This window comes from Pandoraea bronchicola, from assembly GCF_902459805.1.
GTDB classification, from domain to species: Bacteria; Pseudomonadota; Gammaproteobacteria; order Burkholderiales; family Burkholderiaceae; genus Pandoraea; species Pandoraea bronchicola.
In genome coordinates, this window is the sequence record NZ_CABPST010000002.1 from 672,666 (window position 1) to 693,655 (window position 20,990).

Below are 20,990 nucleotides of genomic sequence, written 5' to 3' on the forward strand. Positions count from 1 at the left end.
ACTTGTCTCCTGTTTTTCTGCGGACGTCAGGCGGCCATTTCCATGTGCTGTGCAAACCACTGGTGCACGCTGGCCTCGCCGTCCTTTCCGACATGCAAACCGAGTTTGGTCCGGCGCCACAGCACGTCCTGTGCCGTGCGCGCCCATTCGTGTTGCACAAGATAGCGCAGCTCGGCTTCGTAAAGATCGCCGCAAATGCGTTGGCCCAGACCATCGAGCGAATTTGCATCGCCCACCAGCACATGGGCGCGCGTGCCGTAGGTGCGCGCGTAGCGATGTGCCAGCGCCTGTGGCAGCCACGGCAGTTGGGCACGCAGCGACGTCTCGAACGAACCGGCGTCCGGCTCGGCCATGTCACCGCCCGGCAACGGCGCGCCCGCCGTCCAGTCTCCGTGCGTGAAGCCCAGCGGGCCATGCAGATGCGACATCGCCTCTTCTGCGAGTCGACGGTACGTCGTGATCTTGCCGCCGAACACCGACAGCAGCGGCGCGCGCGAACCGGGCGCGTCCAGCTCGAGTTTGTAATCGCGTGTGACGGCCGACGGGTTCGAGACCTCCTCTTCCATCAACGGCCGCACCCCCGCGTAAGTCCAGACGACATCGCCAGGCACGATGGGTTGCGTGAAGTACTCGCTGGCCGACTTGCAGAGATAAGCGATCTCGTCGTCGTTGATGGCGACGTGCGCCGGGTCGCCGTGGTACTCGATATCGGTCGTGCCGATCAGCGTGAAATCGCGTTCGTACGGAATAGCGAAGATGATGCGCTTGTCCGGATTCTGGAAGATGTAGGCGTGATCGTGATCGAACAGCTTGCGCGTCACGATGTGACTGCCCTTGACCATGCGCACGCGATGCGTCGCTTTTTGGCGCAACACGTCGCCAAGCAGTTGCCCCACCCATGGACCGGCCGCATTGACGATGGCGCGCGCGCGCACAGTCTGGTGCGACCCGTCGGCAGTCTCGAGCTGAGCGGTCCACATGTGTTCGCCGCGATCCGCACCGATGAGCCGGGTCCGTGTGAGGATCGTGGCGCCGCGCTCTGCCGCATCCTGTGCGTTGAGCACCACCAGACGCGCGTCCTGCACCCAGCCGTCCGAATAGACGAAACCGCGCGTCAGGTCACGGCGCAGCGGCACACCCGCCGGATGCTGGCGCAGATCGATGCCGCGCGAGCCGGGCAAAATTTCGCGCCGGGCAAGGTGATCGTAGAGAAACAGTCCCGCGCGAATCAGCCACGCCGGACGCAGGCTCGGCATGTGCGGCATCACGAAGCGCAACGGCCACATGATGTGCGGCGCGGCGCGCAGCAGCACTTCGCGCTCCTGCAACGCCTTGCGTACCAGACCGAACTCGTAATACTCGAGATAGCGCAAACCGCCGTGAATCAGCTTGGTACTCGCCGACGAGGTGTGAGACGCGAGATCGTCCTGCTCGACGAGCAACACCCGCAGACCGCGACCGGTGGCGTCGCGCGCAATGCCCGTCCCATTGATCCCGCCGCCCACAACCAGCAGGTCGTAGGGCGCAAGTAGGTTGTCCGATGGCGATTGGGCGGATGTCTGCACGTCGTCACTCCCGGGTGATGGGCGTCAAATCAAAGAAAGTTCGAATATGTTCGTTTACGAACATTAACATTCGAATTCTAACAGATAGCGCTTTGAAAGTTTCGAATTCGCACATTTCACTGTCTCGATGTGCGAATTCGCGCCCGACTGACTTGCGACTCGTGTCAGTCCGCGACGTGTACGCGCGTGCCCGCCTCGGCGATCACCTGCGCCATGCTTTCGGGCACCGGGCGATCGGTGAACAAGGCGTCGATCTGAGAGAGGTGTCCCAGCCGGACCAGCGCCGGACGTCCGAACTTGCTGTGATCGGCGGCAAGAAATACGGTGCGGGAGTGCGCGATGATGGCTTCGGCGACCCGTACCTCGCGATAGTCGAAGTCTCGCAGCGTGCCGTCGGCGTCGATGGCGGAGATGCCGACGATGCCGAAATCGACCTTGAACTGACGAATGAAGTCGAGCGTAGCCTCGCCCGTCACGCCCTGATCGCGAGCGCGCACGACGCCACCGGCGATGATGACCTCGGCATCGGCATAGCCGCTCATCATGGCCGCCACATGCAGATTGTTGGTGATGACGCGCAAGCCACGATGACGTGACAGCGCCCGGGCCACGGCTTCCGTGGTGGTGCCCAGATTGATGAAGATCGACGCATGATCAGGGATTTGCTCCGCCAGGCGTACGGCGATGCGGCGCTTCTCATCGGCCAGTTGCGTCTGACGGGCGTCGTAGGCATCGTTCTCCGCCCCGCCTGGCAGGCCGACGCCGCCGTGGTAGCGGCGCACCCATTTGCGTTCGGCCAGATAGTTGATGTCGCGCCGGATGGTCTGCGGCGTGACGTCGAAGCGTGCAGCCAGTTCGTCGACCGTGAGGAAACCGTCGCGGCGGACCGCGTCGAAGAGCGCCTGCTGGCGCGGGTTCAGCGAGGTCTGCCCGGCATCAACGGCGGCGCAAAGCGCCTCGGAGACATCGACGGATTCGGCGGATTCGGTATGGGACATCGGCGCGCACGCAATAAAAGCCTTCGTGCCACCCGGCCGGCGGCACGTTCGCCGTCATGATACCCCGCTGTTGGATGACGCCGCCGTGACAGCAGCATGACGCCCTGCCTTTTACCGGCGCTGCGGCCCCGTCAGAGGCACTGACGCACGGCGTCGGCAAGCGACTGCGGGCCGGTCGACCCGAGGTAGAGCGAACCTTCACTGCCCGGCTTGCGCGGAGTGAGATCAAGAATGGCGAGAATGCCGTCGTCTTGTGAGGAGAGCTGGAGCGTCTGACCTGCGCCGGCCTTTTGCCGTTGCAGACGCGCATAGGGCAGTTGCTTCTTCCAGAGACGGGCCGTGCAGGCACTCACACGCGCAAACGCTTTTTTCGAAGCGCCTTGCCACACCGCGCCGTTGCTGCGTGCATCGTCGACCGTGTCGCGATAGGGGGGCAACGTCTCGACTTTTACATTTTCCGGTGCAACGTCGGCGACGCTGCCTACAGGCGGATCGTCTTGCGACGCCACGGGCGCCGTCTGCGCGCACGCGCCCAGCAACACAACGAGCGCCACGCCCGCTGCGGCAACCGCCCCCGCGGCACCGCGCCGCGTCACACGCGTCGTGCCGGAATTCTTGTCTTTGCCCCGGTTCATGCCCCGCTCCACGCTTGCAAATGACGGTCGCACGCGCATGTCTTCCGGCTCACGCAGCAGGCCGGGCATCGTCGTGGCGACAACTTGGTATCTGGTCCAGGCGCCGGATCGCTGCTGGCCACGCGATGTCTTCTTGCATCCGTGTCAGGCCGCAGCTCGCGCCGATTCGTTCGTTCTGCTCTGGTCATGCCGGCACGCCACTCGCGCACGCCCCGCGCTTTGCTTCGCGGGCCGTGCGGCCTATCGGGCAACGCGCCGCCAGTTGGCGCTCATCTTACTCGTGTTATTCACAGCATGGCAATTCGCGCAATGCGCGCTGGCCCGAATCGCGTATATTGCAGGTTGCTGTCACACTGCGTCGCACCGCCTCGCGCCCAACCCTGCAGCGAGCCGACGTGCAATCCCGTCCACCGGGCACTGGATAAACCGTCCGGCCGGTACGCCATAAGCGATAACAACAAGCGGGCCGGTAGACACGCACCTGGCGCCAGTGAGCCCAGCCAACCCATAACCATTTTTGCGACTGTCCCGATTTCCATGTCCAGCAATGCGCAAGCCCCGATCATCGTCATCGCTCCCGATTCGTTCAAAGGTTCGCTGAGTGCCCCGGAAGTGGCGCGCGCCATCGCGTCCGGCATCGCCCGCGTGCTGCCGCAGGCCGATCTGCGCCTGCGCCCGATGGCCGACGGCGGCGAAGGCACGCTCGACGCCCTGCTCTCCGCCGGCGGACGCCGTGTGCCGCTGTCCGTGCGCGGTGCAGGTCAGGCGTCGGTGCGCGCCGAGTACGGCATCATGCCCGACGGTACGGGCGTACTGGAAAGCGCTAACGTGGTGAGCATTACCGACCCCATTGGCATGCAGACGCCGGTGGCCGAGCGCTCGACGGTTGGCCTCGGTGAACTGCTGCGCGCACTGCTCGATACCGGCGCGCGACGTGTGCTGATCGGCCTGGGTGGCAGCAGCACGAACGATGGCGGTGCGGGCCTGCTCGTCGGCCTCGGCGCGCGTTTGCTCGACGAGTCGGGTGAAGCCGTGCAACCGGTGCCTGCGGCGCTGCATCGTGTCGCATCGATCGATCTGAACGGGCTCGATGCGCGTCTGAAGGACTGCGAACTGATCGCCATGTCCGACGTGAACAACCCGCTGAATGGTCCACAAGGCGCGACGGCCATCTTCGGTCCGCAAAAGGGCGTGAGCGAAGCGCAAGTCGAACCGCTCGACCGCGCCATCGCGCAGTTCGCCGGACACGCCCATCGGGCATTCAGTGCCAACGAGGCAGCAAGCCGTGCCGGCGCAGGTGCGGCGGGCGGGCTTGGCTTTGCGTTGCATTTGCTGGGCGCGCAATTCCGCTCCGGTGCTGAAGTGGTGGCCGAACGTGTCGGACTGCCGCAGGCGGTGGAAGGCGCGGACTGGCTCATCACCGGCGAAGGTCGCAGCGACGGGCAGACGCTCTCGGGCAAGACCCCGATGATTGCGGCTCAGGTGGCGATCAAGGCAGGGGCGACGGCATCGCTGCTCTCGGGTGCGATCGATCGCAGCGCGCTGGATAGCCTCTCGCGCGTGTTCTCGGGATGCTTCTCGCTGACGTTCGGCCCGACCACGCTGGAAAAAGCCATTGCCGATGCGGCTGGTCTGCTGGCCGACAGCGCGGAGCAGATGACGCGCCTGCGCTATTCGCACAAGCGCTGAGCCTGAAGCGACATCGCCTCATTGCGTCACTCGACGATGCCAAGCGCGGCGGCCGCCCGCCGCGCCATCGTCACATCCCGTCTGGGCCAGTTCCGCGAGTGATGCCGCGCCGCCACGCCATGACATTGACGCGCAATGGCGCCGGGCGCCGGCCCAACCCGTCACACCATCAGATCCACGAACTGATTCACCGGCATCGCTTCCAGCCGCTGCTGATCCAGCGCGACATCAAGAATGCGCGCCTGGGCGCGCGCAGCAAAGCGGCGCGCCAGATTGGTCTTGAACTTCTCCACAAGCAGCGGAATCCCCTCGGCACGGCGACGCTTGTGGCCGATCGGATACTCGACAAGCACTTCGTCCAGCGTCGTGCCGTCGGTCAAGGTGACGGTCAGCCCGTTGGCGATCGAACGCTTGTCGGGATCGTGATAATCGCGGGTGAACTGCGGGTCTTCCTCGCAGACGATGTTCGCGCGCAATGCATCGATACGGGGATCGGCGGCGACGGCATCTTCGTAATCGGCCGCCGTCAGGCGCCCGAACAACAACGGCACCGCCACCATGTACTGAATGCAGTGATCGCGGTCTGCCGGATTGGCGAGCGGCCCCTGCTTGTCGATGATGCGGATCGCCGCGGCATGCGTGCGAATTCTGACCGAGCGAATGTCCTGCTCGCTGCGCCCCATGGCCTGCAATTGACGATGCAGCGTCATCGCGGCCTCTGCGGCGGTCTGCGCGTGAAACTCCGCAGGAAAGGAAATCTTGAACAGCACGTTCTCCATCACATACGAACCGTAGGGACGCTGAAACGCGAACGGCTTGCCCTTGAACAACACATCGTAGAAGCCCCACGTCTTGGCGGTGAGAACCGACGGGTAGCCCATCTCGCCGGTGCGCGCCATTAGCGCAAGCCGCACGGCGCGGCTCGTCGCATCGCCCGCTGCCCACGACTTGCGGCTCCCGGTGTTCGGTGCGTGCCGGTAGGTGCGCAGACTCTGTCCGTCAACGAACGCGAGCGAGAGTGCGTTGATCAGTTCGTCGCGAGACAGCCCCAGCATTTCGCCGACAACCGCCGTCGAAGCGACTTTCACCAGCACTACGTGATCGAGGCCGACCTGATTGAACGAGTTCTCCAGCGCCAGACAGCCCTGAATCTCGTGCGCCTTGATCATGGCAGCAAGCACGTGTCGCATCGTCAGCGGCGACTGGCCCTGCGCCACGGCCGTGCGCGAGAGCCAATCGGCCGTCATCAGAATGCCGCCGAGATTATCTGACGGATGCCCCCATTCGGCCGCCAGCCAGGTGTCGTTGAAGTCGAGCCAGCGGATCATCGCCCCCAGGCTGAACGCCGCCTGCACCGGATCGAGTTGATACGGCGTGCCGGGGACTTTCGCCCCGTTCGGCACGATCGTTCCCGGCACGATGGGACCCAACAGCTTGGTGCAAGCCGGGTAGGACAACGCTTCGAAACCGCACCCGAGCGTATCGATCAGGCAATTGCGAGCGGTGTCGAAGGCAAGATCGCTGCGGATCTCATAGGTCAGGACGTAGTCGACAATGTCCGCGAGAACCTTGTCGGGCGAAGGACGCACGTTCGAGAAACCTGCAGACATCGACTACCTCCTGTGATCACGTTGTCAAAACGCGTCTCCGGGAATACGCACCCAACCTTCCATCAGCACGCGGGCGCTGCGGCTCATGATGGCCTTGGTGACCGTCCACTCGCCGCCTTCCTGTTTCGCTTCGGCACCCACGCGCAACGTGCCCGACGGATGCCCGAAGCGTACCGCATTGCGCGCCCCGCCACCGGCGGCCAGATTGACCAGGGTGCCCGGGATCGACGCCGCCGCGCCGATGCATACCGCCGCCGTGCCCATCATTGCATGATGCAGCTTGCCCATCGACAACGCACGCACCAGCAAATCGATGTCACCCGGGTTCACGGCCTTACCGCTCGACGCCGTGTAAGCGGCCGGCTTCGCCACAAACGCGACCTTCGGGGTGTGCTGACGTGTCGCCGCTTCCGACACGTCCTTGATCAACCCCATGCGGATCGCGCCGTGCGCGCGAATCGTCTCGAACATCGCGAGCGCCTTCGGATCGCTGTTGATCGCGTCTTGCAACTCCGTGCCCCGGTACCCGATGTCCTCCGCATTGAGGAAGATCGTCGGAATGCCGGCGTTGATCATCGTCGCCTTGAAGGTGCCCACGCCGGGCACTTCGAGATCGTCGACGAGATTGCCGGTCGGGAACATGGCCCCGCCCTCACCGTCTTCCTCGGCGGCCGGATCGAGGAATTCGAGTTGGACTTCGGCGGCCGGGAACGTCACGCCGTCGAGTTCGAAATCCCCCGTCTCCTGCACAGCACCGTTTGTCATCGGCACGTGCGCAATGATCGTCTTGCCGATGTTGGCCTGCCAGATACGCACAACGGCCACGCCATCGCGTGGCACTCGCGCCGGGTCCATCAGTGCGCCGCTGATCGCGAATGGGCCGACGGCCGCCGACAAGTTGCCGCAGTTGCCGCTCCAGTCGACGAACTGCTGGTCGATGGACACCTGACCGAAAAGATAGTCCACATCGTGCCCCGGGCGCTCGCTCTTCGCGATGATGACCGTCTTGCTCGTGCTCGACGTGGCGCCGCCCATGCCGTCGATCTGCTTGCCATACGGGTCCGGACTGCCGATCACGCGCATGAGCAGCGCGTCGCGCGCCGCGCCCGGCACCTGGGCGGCGGCGGGCAGATCCTGCAGACGAAAGAACACGCCCTTGCTGGTGCCGCCACGCATATAGGTGGCGGGAATGCGAATTTGTGGCTGATGCGCCATCACATCTCTCCTCAGGCAGCCGCCTGCGACGATTCCAGAAAGTCCTGCGCGAAGCGCTGCAGCACCCCGCCTGCCTCGTAGATCGACACTTCTTCGGCCGTATCCAGACGGCAGGTCACCGGCACCTCCACACGCTCGCGGCTTCCGTCCTTCTTATGGCGGTGAATGACCAGGGTGAGCTCCGCGCGCGGCGTGCGCTCACCGATCACGTCGAAGGTTTCGCTGCCGTCGATGCCGAGCGTCTTGCGGTTCGTGCCCGGCTTGAATTCGAGCGGCAACACGCCCATGCCGACCAGATTGGTGCGGTGAATGCGCTCGAAGCCTTCGGCAACAATCGCCTCGGTGCCTGCCAGACGCACGCCCTTGGCCGCCCAGTCGCGCGACGACCCCTGACCGTAATCGGCCCCGGCAATCACGATAAGCGGCTGCTTGCGCGCCATGTAGGTCTCGATCGCTTCCCACATGCGCGTGATCTTGCCCTCCGGCTCGATGCGCGCGAGCGACCCCGCCTTGACCTGCCCATCGACCACGACCATCTCGTTCCTGAGGGTCGGGTTGGCGAACGTGGCGCGTTGCGCCGTCAGGTGATCGCCACGATGCGTGGCGTACGAATTGAAGTCCTCTTCCGGCAGCCCCATCTTCGCGAGGTATTCGCCCGCTGCGCTGTCGGCCATGATCGCGTTCGACGGCGAGAGGTGATCGGTCGTGATGTTGTCGCCCAGTACCGCCAGCGCCCGCATGCCGCGCAGCGTGCGCTCACCGGCAAGCGCGCCCTCCCAATACGGCGGACGACGGATGTAGGTGCTCATCTCGCGCCAGTCGTACAGCGGCGCGGCCGGCTCGCCGTGCTCGACGGACGCGGCGAACATCGGCTCGTATACGCGGCGGAATTGCTCCGGCTTGACGCTGCTGGCGATGATCGCGTCGATCTCCTCGTCAGCCGGCCACAGATCCGCAAGCTTCACGGGCTGGCCGTTGGCATCGACACCCAGCACGTCCTTTTCGATGTCGAAGCGGATCGTGCCGGCGATGGCGTAGGCCACCACCAGCGGCGGCGACGCGAGGAACGCCTGCTTCGCATACGGATGAATCCGCCCGTCGAAGTTGCGGTTCCCCGAGAGCACGGCCGTGGCATACAGATCGCGCTCGATGATTTCCTGCTGAATGACCGGATCGAGCGCGCCCGACATGCCGTTGCACGACGTGCAGGCATAGGCGACGACGCCGAAGCCGAGCGCCTCGAGTTCCGGCAGCAGCCCGGCCGCTTCCAGATACAGCGTGACGGCCTTCGAGCCGGGCGCCAGCGAACTCTTCACCCAGGGCTTGCGGGCGAGGCCCGCGCGGTTGGCATTGCGCGCGAACAGACCGGCGGCAATCATGTTGCGCGGGTTGTTCGTGTTGGTGCAGCTCGTGATTGCCGCGATGATGACCGCGCCATCGGGCATCAGGCCCGGTTCGTTCTCGACTTTGCCGCTGATGCCACGGGCGGCCAGCTCGCTCGTCGGCACACGCTTGTGCGGGTTCGACGGACCGGCAATATTGCGCACGACGCTCGACAGATCGAACGTGAGCACGCGCTCGTACTGCGCCTTCGTCAGACTGTCGGCCCACAGACCGGTCTGTTTTGCATAGGTCTCGACCAGTGCGACGAGGGCGTCGTCGCGGCCGGTGAGCTTCAGATATTTGATCGTCTGCGCATCGATGTAGAACATCGCCGCGGTGGCGCCAAACTCAGGCGCCATGTTCGAGATTGTGGCGCGGTCGCCCAGCGTCAGGTTCGCGGCACCCTCGCCGTAAAACTCGAGGTAGGCGGACACCACCTTTTCCTTGCGCAGGAATTCGGTGAGCGCCAGCACGATATCGGTTGCCGTGATGCCCGGCTGCGGCTTGCCGGTCAGTTCCACGCCGACGATATCCGGCAGACGCATCCACGACGCGCGGCCAAGCATCACGCTCTCCGCCTCCAGACCGCCCACACCGATGGCGATCACGCCCAGCGCATCGACCATCGGCGTATGCGAGTCGGTGCCCACGAGTGTGTCGGGATACGCCACGCCGTCCGTCACCTGAATCACCGGGCTCATGCGCTCCAGATTGATCTGGTGAAGGATGCCGTTGCCGGGGGGAATCACGTCGACGTTGCGAAACGCGCGCTTCGTCCAGTTGATGAAGTCGAAGCGGTCCTCGTTGCGGCGATCTTCGATGGCGCGGTTCTTCGCGAACGCGTCCGGATCGAAGCCGCCACATTCGACGGCAAGCGAGTGATCGACGACGAGTTGTGTCGGCACGACCGGATTGACCAGTGCCGGATCACCGCCTTGCGCAGCAATCGCGTCGCGCAGACCGGCGAGATCGACAAGCGCGGTCTGGCCGAGAATGTCGTGACACACCACACGGGCGGGGAACCAGGGGAAATCGAGATCTCGGCGTCGCTCGATCAGTTGCTTGAGCGAATCGGTCAGCGCTGCGGGATCGCAACGGCGCACGAGGTTTTCGGCGAGCACGCGCGACGTATAGGGCAGCGTGTCGTAAGCGCCCGGCGCAATGGCTTCGACAGCGGCACGGGCGTCGAAGTAATCGAGCGACGTCCCGGGCAGCGTTTTGCGGTATTCGGTGTTCATCATGTGAGGAAAGTGTCGGCCGGGCCTGTGGCGGTGTTCAAACGGCGTGCCTGCGTTGCGAACTTACGCACCGGGCGGCGGCGGAGATCCTGCGACCGCCGCCCCGGCCCATGCACGCAAGGCACGCCTGATTCAGACGGTTTCAGCGCTTTTCGATCGGCACGAACTGCTGATCTTCAGGACCGGTGTAATTGGCGCTCGGACGAATGATCTTGTTGTCGATACGCTGCTCGATGATGTGTGCGCTCCAGCCCGACGTGCGGGCAATCACGAACAACGGCGTGAACATCGCTGTCGGCACGCCCATCATGTGGTAGCTCACGGCACTGAACCAGTCCAGATTCGGGAACATTTTCTTCACGTCCCACATCACCGATTCCAGACGCTCGGCAATGTCATACATCTTCGTGTTGTGCTGGTCCTTCGACAGTTCGTGCGCGACTTCCTTGATGACCTTGTTGCGCGGATCGCTCACGGTGTAGACCGGGTGGCCGAAGCCGATGATCACTTCCTTGTTCTCGACGCGGGCGCGGATATCGGCCTCGGCTTCGTCAGGCGAGTCGTAGCGCTTCTGAATTTCGAACGCCACTTCGTTCGCACCGCCGTGTTTCGGACCACGCAGTGCGCCAATAGCGCCGGTGATTGCCGAGTGAATGTCGGAACCCGTGCCCGCGATCACGCGTGCCGTGAAGGTCGACGCGTTGAACTCGTGCTCCGCATACAGAATCAGCGAGGTGTGCATCGCACGCACCCACAAATCCGACGGCTTTTCGCCATGCAGCAGATGCAGGAAATGGCCGCCGATGCTGTCGTCGTCCGTCTCGACGTCGATGCGCACACCGTTCTGGCTGTAGTGGAACCAATACAGCAGCATCGAACCGAGGCTGGCCATCAGCCGGTCGGCGATGTCGCGCGCGCCCGGTACGTTGTGGTCATCCTTCTCCGGCAGTACGGTGCCGAGCACCGAGACGCCCGTGCGCATCACGTCCATCGGATGGGCGGCGGCGGGGATGGTTTCGAGGGCGTCCTTAACAGCCGCCGGCAAGCCACGCAGCGACTTCAGCTTGGCCTTGTAACCGCGCAGTTCCGCCACCGTCGGCAGCTTGCCGTAGACGAGCAGATACGCGATTTCCTCGAATTCCGAGGTCTGGGCCAGATCCAGAATGTCGTAGCCACGATAGTGCAGATCGTTGCCCGAACGGCCCACCGTACACAGGGCGGTGTTGCCGGCGGTCACACCCGACAGGGCGACGGATTTCTTCGGCTTGAAGCCAGTGGCAGTCGTCTCGCTCATGCTCATTCCTCCAGGATCAGGGATTCGGTTATTTCTGTTGGGCGAACAGCGCGTCGAGCTTCTGTTCGTAAGCGTGGTAGCCGATGCTCTCATAGAGTTCGGCGCGCGTTTGCATGGTGTCGAGTACGGCCTTTTGCGTGCCGTCGCGACGAATCGTGTGATAGACGTTCTCGGCTGCCTTGTTCATGGCGCGGAACGCCGAGAGCGGGTACAGCACCAGACCGACCTGCGCACCCTTCAACTCTTCCACGGTGAACAGCGGCGTCGAGCCGAACTCGGTGATGTTCGCGAGCACCGGCACTTTCACCGCGTCGGAGAACTGGCGGTACATCGGCAACTCGGTCATCGCTTCCGGGAAAACCATGTCGGCACCCGCCTCGACACACGCACAGGCACGGTCGATGGCGGCCTGAAGCCCTTCAACCGCCAGCGCGTCGGTGCGCGCCATGATGACGAAGTTCTCGTCCGTGCGGGCATCGACTGCCGCCTTGATGCGATCGACCATCTCCTGCTGGCTCACGATGGCCTTGCCGGGACGATGGCCGCAACGCTTCGCACCGACCTGATCTTCGATGTGCATGGCGCCTGCGCCGAACTTGATCAGCGACTGCACCGTGCGTGCGATGTTGAATGCCGACGGACCGAAGCCGGTATCGACGTCGACCAGCAACGGCAGATCGCATACGTCGGTGATGCGGCGCACGTCAGTGAGCACGTCGTCGAGCGTGGAGATGCCCAGATCGGGCAGGCCGAGCGAGCCCGCCGCCACACCGCCGCCGGACAGATAGATCGCCTTGAAACCAGCCGCCTTGGCAAGCAAGGCGTGGTTGGCATTGATGGCACCGACAACCTGCAACGGTTGCTCGGTCTTGACGGCCTCGCGGAAGGCGGCGCCGGCCGAACGAATGGTTTGCGTCACTTGAATCCCTCGGTCGTGTCGTGCGCGATGGGCGGTCTGATGTCGCCGAATCGCACGTAGGTTGAGTTGCGGTTACTTCATTAGCAATGGACGTGCCAGCGAGACATCACCGTGCACACCGCTATCGGCACTGAGTCCCTAAGACGTTCATTTAATAGCAGAAATTCTTCGCAGATGTGACGTTTACGTCAAATCGATTGTCGCGTGCTCCCTCTCAAACATGTCGCATAATGTTTCATATTGAAACGCAATCTGAAACTTCGCGTCGCATTATGCTACGATGCGCCATGGTTTCCCCGCGGCTTCGCCATTCCATCGCCGCACGTTTGCCGATGAGTCACCTCATGTCCAGCGCCGCCGATTTGCCGCATCGTCTACCCGCCTCCGCCACGAGCGTCGCCCGCGCGGCGCTCGCGCACCCCATCACCGCCACGCGCAAGCCGGTCATCTGGGCCGTGGGCATCAGCAAGCTCGGCGAGCTATACCGCGATATCGTGCCCGACTACGCCGCACAAGCCGATGTGCAGATCATCGACAAGGGCTACGAAGCCGTTATCGACGCATTGGCGCGGTTGCCCGCCGGCAGCGTCGACGGCATCGTCGCGGCCGGATCGAACGGTGCATTTCTGCGCGAGCGCGTTGCGCTGCCCGTGGTGCTCGTGAAAGTGACCGGTTTCGATGTCATGCATGCGCTGGCAAGAGCGCGTCGCGCCTTGCCGCCCTCCTCGCCCGCCTCACGTATTGCATTGGTGTCATATGCGCGGCCCGCCCCCGAGTTCGAGCGCTTCAAGAGCGCCTTCCATCTCGACGTCTCGCAACACGCCTATTTCGATGCGCACGATGCCGAAGATCTCGTGCATCGGTTGCACGACGAGGGCACGGAAGTCATCGTCGGCCCCGGCCTTGTGACCGAATTGGCCGAGCGAGCCGGGCTGACGGGCGTCTTTCTCTACTCGCAGGATTCAGTGCGTGCCGCGTTCGACACCGCCCTCGAAGTCGCGCGTTTCGGTCGAATCGAAGCGCAGCGGCGTGAGCGGCTCGATACCGTGCTGCGGCATTTGCACGAAGGCGTGGCGGCCGTCGATCTGAACGGACGCATCGAAGCCATCAACGCGTCGATGGCGAGCATGCTTGGCGTGACCGTTGCCGACGCCGTCGGCCGGGTGCTGGACGCCATCGCACCGCCGCTTGAGATCTCACGCACGCTGGAGAGTGCGAGCGCCGAACTCGAGGCCATCGTCTCGATGGCGGGCAAGACGTGGGTCATCAACCGCATTCCGCTGCTCGATCAGGGCACGCTCACGGGCGCGTTGCTCACATGCCAGGACTCGCAGTCGTTCGCGCGGGTGGATCGTTCGCTGCGCTCTCGCCATCGTCCCCGGCATCTGGTAGCGCGCTACCGCCTCGACGATCTGATCGGCGACTCCGCCGCCATGACACACGTGCGCGCGCTGGCACGCCGTTACGCGCAGACCGATTCGACGGTACTCGTCCACGGCGAAAGCGGCACTGGCAAGGAACTGCTCGCACAAGGCATTCACAACGCCAGCCGGCGGCGCGACTATCCGTTCGTCGCCATCAACTGCGCCGCGTTTCCCGAGACGCTGCTCGAGAGCGAACTGTTCGGCTACGAAGACGGCGCATTTTCCGGCGCCCGGCGCGGCGGCAAGGCGGGACTGTTCGAGACGGCGCACAACGGCACCATTTTTCTGGACGAAATCGGCGAGATGCCGATGCCGCTGCAAACGCGTCTGTTACGGGTATTGCAGGAGCGCGAAGTGCTTCGCCTGGGCGCAACCGAGCCCGTGCCCTGCGACGTGCGCGTGATTGCCGCCACGCACCGCGATCTTCGTCAGCAAGTGGCTGCCGGGCTGTTTCGCGAAGACCTTTACTACCGGCTCAACATCTTGCGCATGGTCCTGCCGCCGCTACGCGAGCGCATGGACGACCTGCCACGCCTCACCCCCCTCTTTCTCGAACGTGCACTTGCTCGCGCAGGAGCGCGCATGAGTGTCGATGCGCTGCAAGCATCGTTGCTGCCACTGCTCGCGACCTATCGCTGGCCGGGGAATGTGCGGGAATTGGAAAACCTGCTGGAGCGCATCGCAGTCGTGTGCGCGGACGTTGTCGACGCCCGCGAGATCGGCCACGCGCGATTGATCGAGATTGCCCCGGAACTGGGGATGGCACCGCCGGATGTTTCAAAAGCGAACAACGGACGGAAAATCGGCGTTCTGGACAATCACGGCACGGATCCTGCCGGAACAGGCGTCGACCCTGCGCCCCCCCTCTCGGGCCGTGCCCGCCGCGCAGCGGAAGAACTCGCGCGCATACACGCCGCGCTAGCAGCCTGCGGCGGTGACCGCAGCGCCGCCTGCGAAGCACTAGGTATCAGTCGCTCGACGCTCTGGCGCAAACTTCGCGACGCCGCAAGCGGCTGAGTCTCGTTGCGCCCGAGCGCCTCTCGTCAATGCTGGTGGCGGATACGATCCCACATCTCGTGCCAGTTCAGACGCTTGTGCTCGAACGGCTCATCGTGATGCGTCACCCAGAAATGATCGACGACCATGCCGATGGCGAAGCCGACGAGCAGCGCCACGAGCATCATCGAAACGTTGAGCATGGACATGGCGGCCTCCTGACGGTCGAAATCCCGCTTCCATTCTAGTCAAGCATTTTCATACCGGTGTCCCGATCTTCCGGCGGCGAAGGCATAAAAAAACCGGGGTCGAAACCCCGGTTTTTCATTGACCTCGGCCGATGCGCACAATGCGCATCGAAAGCGGCCTCAATGCTTACCACGTCGCAATCAACGCCCCCTTGAACTGCGTCTCGATGAACTTCTTCACTTCATCCGAGTGATAGGCGTCGACCAGTTGTTTGACCCACGGCTTATTCGCATCCTGCGCGCGCACGACGATCAGGTTGGCGTACGGCCCCTTCAGGTCTTCGATAGCGATGGCGTCACGTTTCGGCACCAGACCGGCTTGCGCAGCAAAGTTGGTGTTGATCGAAGCGGCGTCCAGATCCGGCAGTGCGCGCGGCAGTTGCGCGGCTTCGAGTTCCACGATCTTCAGCTTCTTCGGGTTCTCGACGATATCCAGCGGCGTGGCGTTCTTGCCTTCCAACCCCGCGCGCAGCTTGATCAGGCCTTCTTTTTGCAGCAGCAACAACGCACGGTTGCCATTCGACGGATCGTTCTGGATACCGACCTTCGCGCCGTTCGGCAGATCCTTCAGCGACTTGAACTTCTTCGAGTAGAAGCCCAGCGGCGAGACGTACGTGAGACCGGCGCTCACGATCTTGTAACCACGGTCCTTGATCTGGCTGTCGAGGAACGGCTTGTGCTGGAAGCCGTTGGCGTCCAGATCGCCCGCGTCGAGCGCGGCGTTCGGCTGTGCGTAGTCACTGAACTCGACGATCTTGATTTCGAGGCCGCGCTGATGGGCAACCTTCTTCACGACTTCGAAGATCTGCGCGTCCGAGCCCGCCATGGTGCCGACCTTCAGGGGCTTGTCGGCCGTCTGGGCCGTGGCGCCGAGGGATGCCAGCGCAAACGTGGCGCCGAGGAACGCGTTAATCAGTTGACGGGACAGCATGTGCGATTTCTCCTTTCGCTTATTTGACGCCGGTTGAGCGCCTGTTCGGTATCAAGCGGGCCTGATGAGCCCGCAGCGGCCGCGCTTGGCCAGTATCCGCGCGCGACCCAGACCCCGGATGCTGCCATAGACGCGGGTTTACGCGAAATACATAATCGGCATTTCGATATCCCCCGCCCGTTCCGATAGGCAGCGCAAATCAAAAAAAACGCCCCCTCGGATCACCGAAGGGGCGCATCGCCGGGAGAACAGCCTGATCACGGGCCGGGGGGGGTGGCACGGCCGACGGCAACGCCGCCAGCCGGTCGCATCAGGAACCGACGATTAACCTGCAAGACTCGCTATACGGCTGAACGCTATACGGCTGAATTGCGGGGCAAGACCCTGCACGCGCTGTGCCGAGCGCGTGCAGGCTGCCTCAAGATTGGCTCAGGGACACGGCTCCTCGCCGTTCTGGCCGTTCATTGAACAACCCCCTCCACCACCAAAACCGCTGGGGCCTCCGAATGCGGCAAGTCCATTGCCGCCGGCGGACCCACCAATGCCAAGACCACCGGGACCGGAAGCGCCGCCACCGCCGCCGCCAGCACCAACGCCGCCGCCTGTGCCACCACCGCCTGAACCAACGCCGCCGGGACCGCCGCCACCACCGGGGCCACCGCCACCACCGGGACCGCCACCACCACCGGGACCGCCACCGCCACCGGGACCGCCGCCGCCACCGGGACCGCCACCGCCGCCGGGGCCGCCGCCGCCACCGGGGCCACCACCGCCACCGGGGCCACCGCCACCACCGGGACCACCACCGCCGCCAGGACCGCCACCGTGGCTGCCGCAACCGCAGCCGCCCGCACCACCGATACCAACGCCCACGCCAGAGCCTGTGCCTCCGGGACCACCGAACGCGCCCAGTCCGCCGAATCCGCCAGCGCCGCCAAAACCGATGCCGCCGCCCCCACCGCGTCCACCACCGCCGCCACCGGCTGCGTAAGACGCATCGATCGAAATGCCACACAGCATGGCTATCGCCGCCGCTCCCACCAAAGTCGCCTTGAACCTGTTCATGGTCCCCTCCCCGCGCACGTGCACTCACTTCGGAACACACAGAACCCCGCCAGAAGGTTCTGCGTTACGGCGTGAGCGCATCAGCGAAAAACGCGGGCAATAGGCGGCCGTCCCATGCGTCGATGCACGGGGACACCTTGCCAACTGCCTGCGGAATCCCGGGTTGGCGCTTCGCCATACACGATTCATATACGCGAATTCCGTGCCAGACGACTCAACCCATTGATTTAAAAAGAATTAATACCTCAACTTGCGAGACACCGAAGGGCCACCTGCCGAAAACGTATCGTTCTTGAAACGCTTACAACGTGGTTCGCCACGTTCGCGCCCGGCGGGGAAGGCGAAACACCGTCATCAAACCGGTTGGCGGGGCGGCATCGGAGAATGCAACGCGTCGTCGTATGCCAACCGCCTCAATTCGCCTCGATCAGCTCTGCCGACGACTCGCGCAGACACGCGGCGAAGAGTTGCGCGGCAGGTGTCGTCGTGTCTTCACGCCAGTAGAGAATCGCTTCGCCCAAAGGGCCGAGCGGCGGCAGCGGCAGCACCCGCATCGAGCCACGCCGCACGTAACGGCGTGCGAGTGACAATGGCAGGATCGAGACAAAGTCCCCGCCTCGCAGCAACGAGAGATTCAACGCCAGCGAACTCGATTCGATGGCCGGACGCTGCAACACAACACCGTGTTCGGCGAGGATCTCGACCATCGTCGCGAACGCTGGCGAGCCGCGCATCGGCGTGATCCATCGCACATCCTGCAGATCGTCCCAGGTGACGGGGCGTTCGGCAGCGTCATGACTGCCCAGCGGATGCCGCGTACCGACCACGAAAACGAACGGCTCGTGATGCAACGATTCGTGACGCATGACGGGCAAGTGGCCAGTCACGCGATTGCGGCCGAGCGCCAGATCGAGATTGCCCTCGTCCATCATCTTGAGCAGACGGTCGAGGGTGGCTTCCACGAAGGAGAACGAAGCATTCGGTGCGCGCCGCGTGAATAGCTCGACCGCATGCGCGATCAACGGCTGCGGTATCGTCACCACGGCGCCGAAACGCACATGGCCCGCCGTGCCGGCGGTCAACGCACTGACGTCACGCCGCGCCAGTTCGATCTGCCGGAGAATCTCGCGACCTCGCTCGACGAGCACGCGCCCGATGCCGGTCAGCTCCACCGCATTGCCCACACGGCGCACGACAGGCGCGCCCAGCGCCTCCTCGATCTCCGCAATCTGCTTGGAGATGGCCGGCTGCGTGACGTGAAACGCCGCCGCCACACGCGTGACCTGCCGCAATTCACCCAACGTCACCAGAATGCGCAGATGTCCCAGCTTCAGGCCACTGCGGAAGAAGCGCTCTATCGAGTTATCGGTCGTTGACATGGCGGGAATCGGAAAGTCCATCGTGTGGCACGAAGGTGAAACGCCAACATCATAACCAAACGGTAATACCACGAGCCCAAAGTGTGATTTGCCGTTGCACCTGCCCACCCCTTACCCTTCGATCGAGCAGCACTGTCGCGCGGGGAGTCCCATAATGCCTCGGTGACTCAGAAACGGCCTAATGCCGTTTCCCATCGAGACGCCACCGCATAACCGAACGCGCGGCACGCTGCCCAATAACTCGACGTGCCGAATGGCACGCATCCACGGAGACAACACCCATGAGCACGTCCCTTTCCGGCGGCGCGCGGCCGCATGCCGGCGCGAATGCCGCCCTGGACCCGACACAGCGCGACGCGCTGTATCGCAAGCTGACCTGGCACATCATCCCGTTCCTCTTTCTCGCTTTCATCGTTGCGTACATCGACCGTGTGAACGTGAGCTTCGCGAAACTGGAGATGCTCTCTGACCTGTCGTTGTCCGAAACTGTCTACGGCGCCGGTGCAGGCGTGTTTTTCCTCGGCTATTTCATTTTCGAAGTGCCGAGCAATCTGATCCTGCACCGCGTGGGAGCGCGCATGTGGATCGCGCGCATCATGGTCACGTGGTCGATCATTTCCTGCCTGACGATGTTCACGCAGGGCCCGGTGTCTTTCTACGTCCTGCGCTTTCTGCTCGGCGTGGCCGAGGCCGGCTTCTTCCCCGGCATCGTGCTGTATCTGTCGACATGGTTCCCCTCGAACAAACGCTCGCAGATCATCGCGCTGTTCATGGTGGCGATTCCGGTGTCGGGTGCCATTGGCGGCCCGCTGTCCGGCTGGATCATGCAGCGGTTCGGCGGTCTGCACGACCTCGCCGGCTGGCAATGGCTGTTCCTGATCGAAGGCGTCGCCTCGCTGTTCGTGGGCATCGCTGCGTTCTTCGTATTGCAGGACCGGATCGAAACCGTGAAGTGGCTCAGCGCGGATGAAAAGCGTCTGCTCGCGCAGGATCTCGCCGCCGACGACAGCACCCGCGCCCACCAGAGCGTGCGAGAGGTATTCGGTAACGGCAAGGTCTGGTTGCTCGGCTTGCTGTATTTCTGCATCGCGATGGGCAATTACGGCCTCGTGTTCTGGCTGCCGACGATGATCCGCGCCGCGGGCGTTGCCAACCTCGGCAACATCGGGCTGCTCTCTGCGGTGCCGTCGCTCATCAGCGCCGTCGCGATGATTCTGGTCGCACGCCACGCGGATCGCCACAACGAGCGCCGCGTGCATGTCGCGGTGTGCTGTCTGCTCGGTGCCGCCGGCATGCTCGCCTCGGTGTTGCTTGCCCAGCATCTGTGGTGGTCGATGGCCGCCCTCATCGTGGCCGCTATCGGCATCAACTCGATTGCACCGGTCTTCTGGGGCATTCCCACGGCGATGATGGGCGGCGCCGGTGCGGCCGCTGCCATTGCGCTGATCAACTCGACCGGCAACCTCGCGGGCTTCGTCAGCCCGTATGTCATCGGCTTTCTTAAGGACAGCACCGGGCAGTTGCTGCCGGGCATGATCGTGCTGGCGTGCGCGCTGGTCGGCGGTGCCTGCATTGTGCTGTCGCTGCGCCCGCAACGGAGTCACGCATGAGTGTTTCCGTCTGCCTCGTCACCGGCGCCGCCACCGGCATCGGCGCCGCCACTGCCCTGCGCTTCGCTCGCGACGGCTGGGCCGTGGCCATCAACAACTTCGACGACAGCACTCGCGCCGCCGCGGAATCGGTAGCGGCGCAATGCCGCGACGCGGGTGCGCAGACGCTCGTCATCGATGCCGACGTGGGCGACGATGCCGCGTGCCGCCGCATGGCCGACACTGTCGGCGCGCAATGGGGACGGCTCGACGCCCTCGTGAACAGCGCGGGCACGACGCGCGTGATCCCGCACGGCGACCTCGACGCCATCGACGACGTCGAGTTCGAACGCATCTACCGCGTCAACCTGATCGGCATGTTCCAGATGACGCGCGCCGCAGCACCCTTGCTGCGCGAGCGGCCGGCAGGCGCACCGTCGGGCGCCGTCATCAACATTTCGTCGCTCGCGTCGCTCAACGGTACGGGGTCGTCAATTGCCTATGCGGCGTCCAAGGGCGCGGTCAATGCGCTGACGCTCTCGCTCGCTCGCAATCTCGCGCCATACGTGCGCGTGAACGCCATTGCGCCGGGCATGGTCGACGACGGCCTGCTGCGACGCGTGCTCGGCGACGAGGCCTACGCCCGCGTGGTCGACGGCATGCGCGAGAACGCGCCGCTCAAGCGCGTCTCGCAGCCATCGGAAATCGCCGACCTCGCCTGGTTCCTCGCGGCCCACGCGCCCGCGATGACCGGTCAGGTGCTCGCCATCGAGAACGGCTTGCTGCTGAACACCTGAACGGCCTGACTGAGC

Annotated in this window: 16 protein-coding genes; 4 read left to right on the forward strand and 12 right to left on the reverse strand. The window is 64.1% G+C overall.

Annotated features, from left to right (window positions below; genetic code table 11):
- Positions 1–26 precede the first annotated feature (26 nt).
- The 3 genes from glpD to PBR20603_RS07185 all read right to left on the reverse strand — a co-directional run bounded on the left by glpD (position 27) and on the right by PBR20603_RS07185 (position 3,198).
- A complete protein-coding gene (gene glpD / locus PBR20603_RS07175) occupies positions 27–1,565 on the reverse strand; it encodes a glycerol-3-phosphate dehydrogenase (protein WP_150558820.1) in 1,539 nt (512 codons plus the stop codon).
- Between the two features lie 164 nt (positions 1,566–1,729).
- Positions 1,730–2,563: a DeoR/GlpR family DNA-binding transcription regulator gene (locus PBR20603_RS07180; protein WP_150558821.1), complete on the reverse strand. Its 834-nt coding sequence runs from the start codon at positions 2,561–2,563 to the stop codon at positions 1,730–1,732.
- 131 nt (positions 2,564–2,694) lie between these two features.
- Positions 2,695–3,198, reverse strand: coding sequence for a hypothetical protein (locus tag PBR20603_RS07185; RefSeq protein WP_150558822.1), 504 nt, complete (start codon positions 3,196–3,198; stop codon positions 2,695–2,697).
- Positions 3,199–3,735: 537 nt separating this feature from the next.
- Here PBR20603_RS07185 and PBR20603_RS07190 point away from each other — a divergent pair.
- Positions 3,736–4,887, forward strand: a complete 1,152-nt coding sequence (locus PBR20603_RS07190) for a glycerate kinase (protein ID WP_150558823.1) — start codon at positions 3,736–3,738, stop codon at positions 4,885–4,887.
- A gap of 161 nt (positions 4,888–5,048) precedes the next feature.
- On the opposite strand, the gene PBR20603_RS07195 is transcribed toward PBR20603_RS07190, so the two are convergent.
- From PBR20603_RS07195 to prpB, 5 genes are all read right to left on the reverse strand, one after another.
- Positions 5,049–6,497, reverse strand: coding sequence for a bifunctional 2-methylcitrate dehydratase/aconitate hydratase (locus PBR20603_RS07195; protein ID WP_150558824.1), 1,449 nt, complete (start codon positions 6,495–6,497; stop codon positions 5,049–5,051).
- Between the two features lie 24 nt (positions 6,498–6,521).
- On the reverse strand, positions 6,522–7,712 hold the full coding sequence (gene prpF / locus PBR20603_RS07200) for a 2-methylaconitate cis-trans isomerase PrpF (RefSeq protein ID WP_150558825.1): 1,191 nt from the start codon (positions 7,710–7,712) through the stop codon (positions 6,522–6,524).
- Between the two features lie 11 nt (positions 7,713–7,723).
- Complete coding sequence (acnD, locus tag PBR20603_RS07205) at positions 7,724–10,336, reverse strand: Fe/S-dependent 2-methylisocitrate dehydratase AcnD (protein ID WP_150558826.1); 2,613 nt, start codon at positions 10,334–10,336, stop codon at positions 7,724–7,726.
- A gap of 139 nt (positions 10,337–10,475) precedes the next feature.
- Positions 10,476–11,627, reverse strand: a complete 1,152-nt coding sequence (gene prpC / locus PBR20603_RS07210; protein WP_150558827.1) for a bifunctional 2-methylcitrate synthase/citrate synthase — start codon at positions 11,625–11,627, stop codon at positions 10,476–10,478.
- Positions 11,628–11,655: 28 nt separating this feature from the next.
- Complete coding sequence (gene prpB / locus PBR20603_RS07215; protein WP_150558828.1) at positions 11,656–12,546, reverse strand: methylisocitrate lyase; 891 nt, start codon at positions 12,544–12,546, stop codon at positions 11,656–11,658.
- A gap of 344 nt (positions 12,547–12,890) precedes the next feature.
- Between prpB and prpR the strand changes: the two genes are divergently transcribed.
- Complete coding sequence (prpR, locus tag PBR20603_RS07220; RefSeq protein WP_246174446.1) at positions 12,891–14,987, forward strand: propionate catabolism operon regulatory protein PrpR; 2,097 nt, start codon at positions 12,891–12,893, stop codon at positions 14,985–14,987.
- Between the two features lie 26 nt (positions 14,988–15,013).
- Here prpR and PBR20603_RS24075 read toward each other — a convergent pair whose 3' ends face one another.
- The 4 genes from PBR20603_RS24075 to PBR20603_RS07235 all read right to left on the reverse strand — a co-directional run bounded on the left by PBR20603_RS24075 (position 15,014) and on the right by PBR20603_RS07235 (position 18,589).
- Entirely contained in the window at positions 15,014–15,175 is a 162-nt protein-coding gene (locus PBR20603_RS24075; protein WP_174977814.1) for a hypothetical protein, read from the reverse strand.
- Positions 15,176–15,341: 166 nt separating this feature from the next.
- On the reverse strand, positions 15,342–16,145 hold the full coding sequence (locus PBR20603_RS07225) for a MetQ/NlpA family ABC transporter substrate-binding protein (protein WP_150558829.1): 804 nt from the start codon (positions 16,143–16,145) through the stop codon (positions 15,342–15,344).
- Between the two features lie 461 nt (positions 16,146–16,606).
- Positions 16,607–17,143: a hypothetical protein gene (locus tag PBR20603_RS24270; RefSeq protein WP_217425945.1), complete on the reverse strand. Its 537-nt coding sequence runs from the start codon at positions 17,141–17,143 to the stop codon at positions 16,607–16,609.
- A gap of 480 nt (positions 17,144–17,623) precedes the next feature.
- On the reverse strand, positions 17,624–18,589 hold the full coding sequence (locus PBR20603_RS07235) for a LysR family transcriptional regulator (protein ID WP_174977815.1): 966 nt from the start codon (positions 18,587–18,589) through the stop codon (positions 17,624–17,626).
- A 281-nt stretch (positions 18,590–18,870) separates the two neighbouring features.
- Between PBR20603_RS07235 and PBR20603_RS07240 the strand changes: the two genes are divergently transcribed.
- Together PBR20603_RS07240 and PBR20603_RS07245 are read left to right on the forward strand one after the other, a co-directional pair.
- Entirely contained in the window at positions 18,871–20,199 is a 1,329-nt protein-coding gene (locus PBR20603_RS07240) for an MFS transporter (RefSeq protein WP_150558831.1), read from the forward strand.
- Positions 20,196–20,975: an SDR family NAD(P)-dependent oxidoreductase gene (locus PBR20603_RS07245; protein ID WP_150558832.1), complete on the forward strand. Its 780-nt coding sequence runs from the start codon at positions 20,196–20,198 to the stop codon at positions 20,973–20,975. The genes PBR20603_RS07240 and PBR20603_RS07245 overlap by 4 nt, the downstream gene beginning before the upstream one ends.
- Positions 20,976–20,990 lie beyond the last annotated feature (15 nt).

What these genes read in the sequence shown, in the direction of transcription:
- PBR20603_RS07190 (WP_150558823.1), top strand. Translation starts at nt 3,736, where the DNA reads ATGTCCAGCAATGCGCAAGCCCCGATCATCGTCATCGCTCCCGATTCG.
- PBR20603_RS24270 (WP_217425945.1), bottom strand. Translation starts at nt 17,143, where the DNA reads ATGCGTCTTACGCAGCCGGTGGCGGCGGTGGTGGACGCGGTGGGGGCG.
- acnD (WP_150558826.1), bottom strand. Translation starts at nt 10,336, where the DNA reads ATGATGAACACCGAATACCGCAAAACGCTGCCCGGGACGTCGCTCGAT.
- PBR20603_RS07240 (WP_150558831.1), top strand. Translation starts at nt 18,871, where the DNA reads ATGAGCACGTCCCTTTCCGGCGGCGCGCGGCCGCATGCCGGCGCGAAT.
- PBR20603_RS07180 (WP_150558821.1), bottom strand. Translation starts at nt 2,563, where the DNA reads ATGTCCCATACCGAATCCGCCGAATCCGTCGATGTCTCCGAGGCGCTT.
- PBR20603_RS24075 (WP_174977814.1), bottom strand. Translation starts at nt 15,175, where the DNA reads ATGTCCATGCTCAACGTTTCGATGATGCTCGTGGCGCTGCTCGTCGGC.
- PBR20603_RS07195 (WP_150558824.1), bottom strand. Translation starts at nt 6,497, where the DNA reads ATGTCTGCAGGTTTCTCGAACGTGCGTCCTTCGCCCGACAAGGTTCTC.
- prpF (WP_150558825.1), bottom strand. Translation starts at nt 7,712, where the DNA reads ATGGCGCATCAGCCACAAATTCGCATTCCCGCCACCTATATGCGTGGC.
- prpR (WP_246174446.1), top strand. Translation starts at nt 12,891, where the DNA reads ATGTCCAGCGCCGCCGATTTGCCGCATCGTCTACCCGCCTCCGCCACG.
- prpC (WP_150558827.1), bottom strand. Translation starts at nt 11,627, where the DNA reads ATGAGCGAGACGACTGCCACTGGCTTCAAGCCGAAGAAATCCGTCGCC.
- PBR20603_RS07245 (WP_150558832.1), top strand. Translation starts at nt 20,196, where the DNA reads ATGAGTGTTTCCGTCTGCCTCGTCACCGGCGCCGCCACCGGCATCGGC.
- PBR20603_RS07235 (WP_174977815.1), bottom strand. Translation starts at nt 18,589, where the DNA reads ATGTCAACGACCGATAACTCGATAGAGCGCTTCTTCCGCAGTGGCCTG.
- PBR20603_RS07185 (WP_150558822.1), bottom strand. Translation starts at nt 3,198, where the DNA reads ATGAACCGGGGCAAAGACAAGAATTCCGGCACGACGCGTGTGACGCGG.
- PBR20603_RS07225 (WP_150558829.1), bottom strand. Translation starts at nt 16,145, where the DNA reads ATGCTGTCCCGTCAACTGATTAACGCGTTCCTCGGCGCCACGTTTGCG.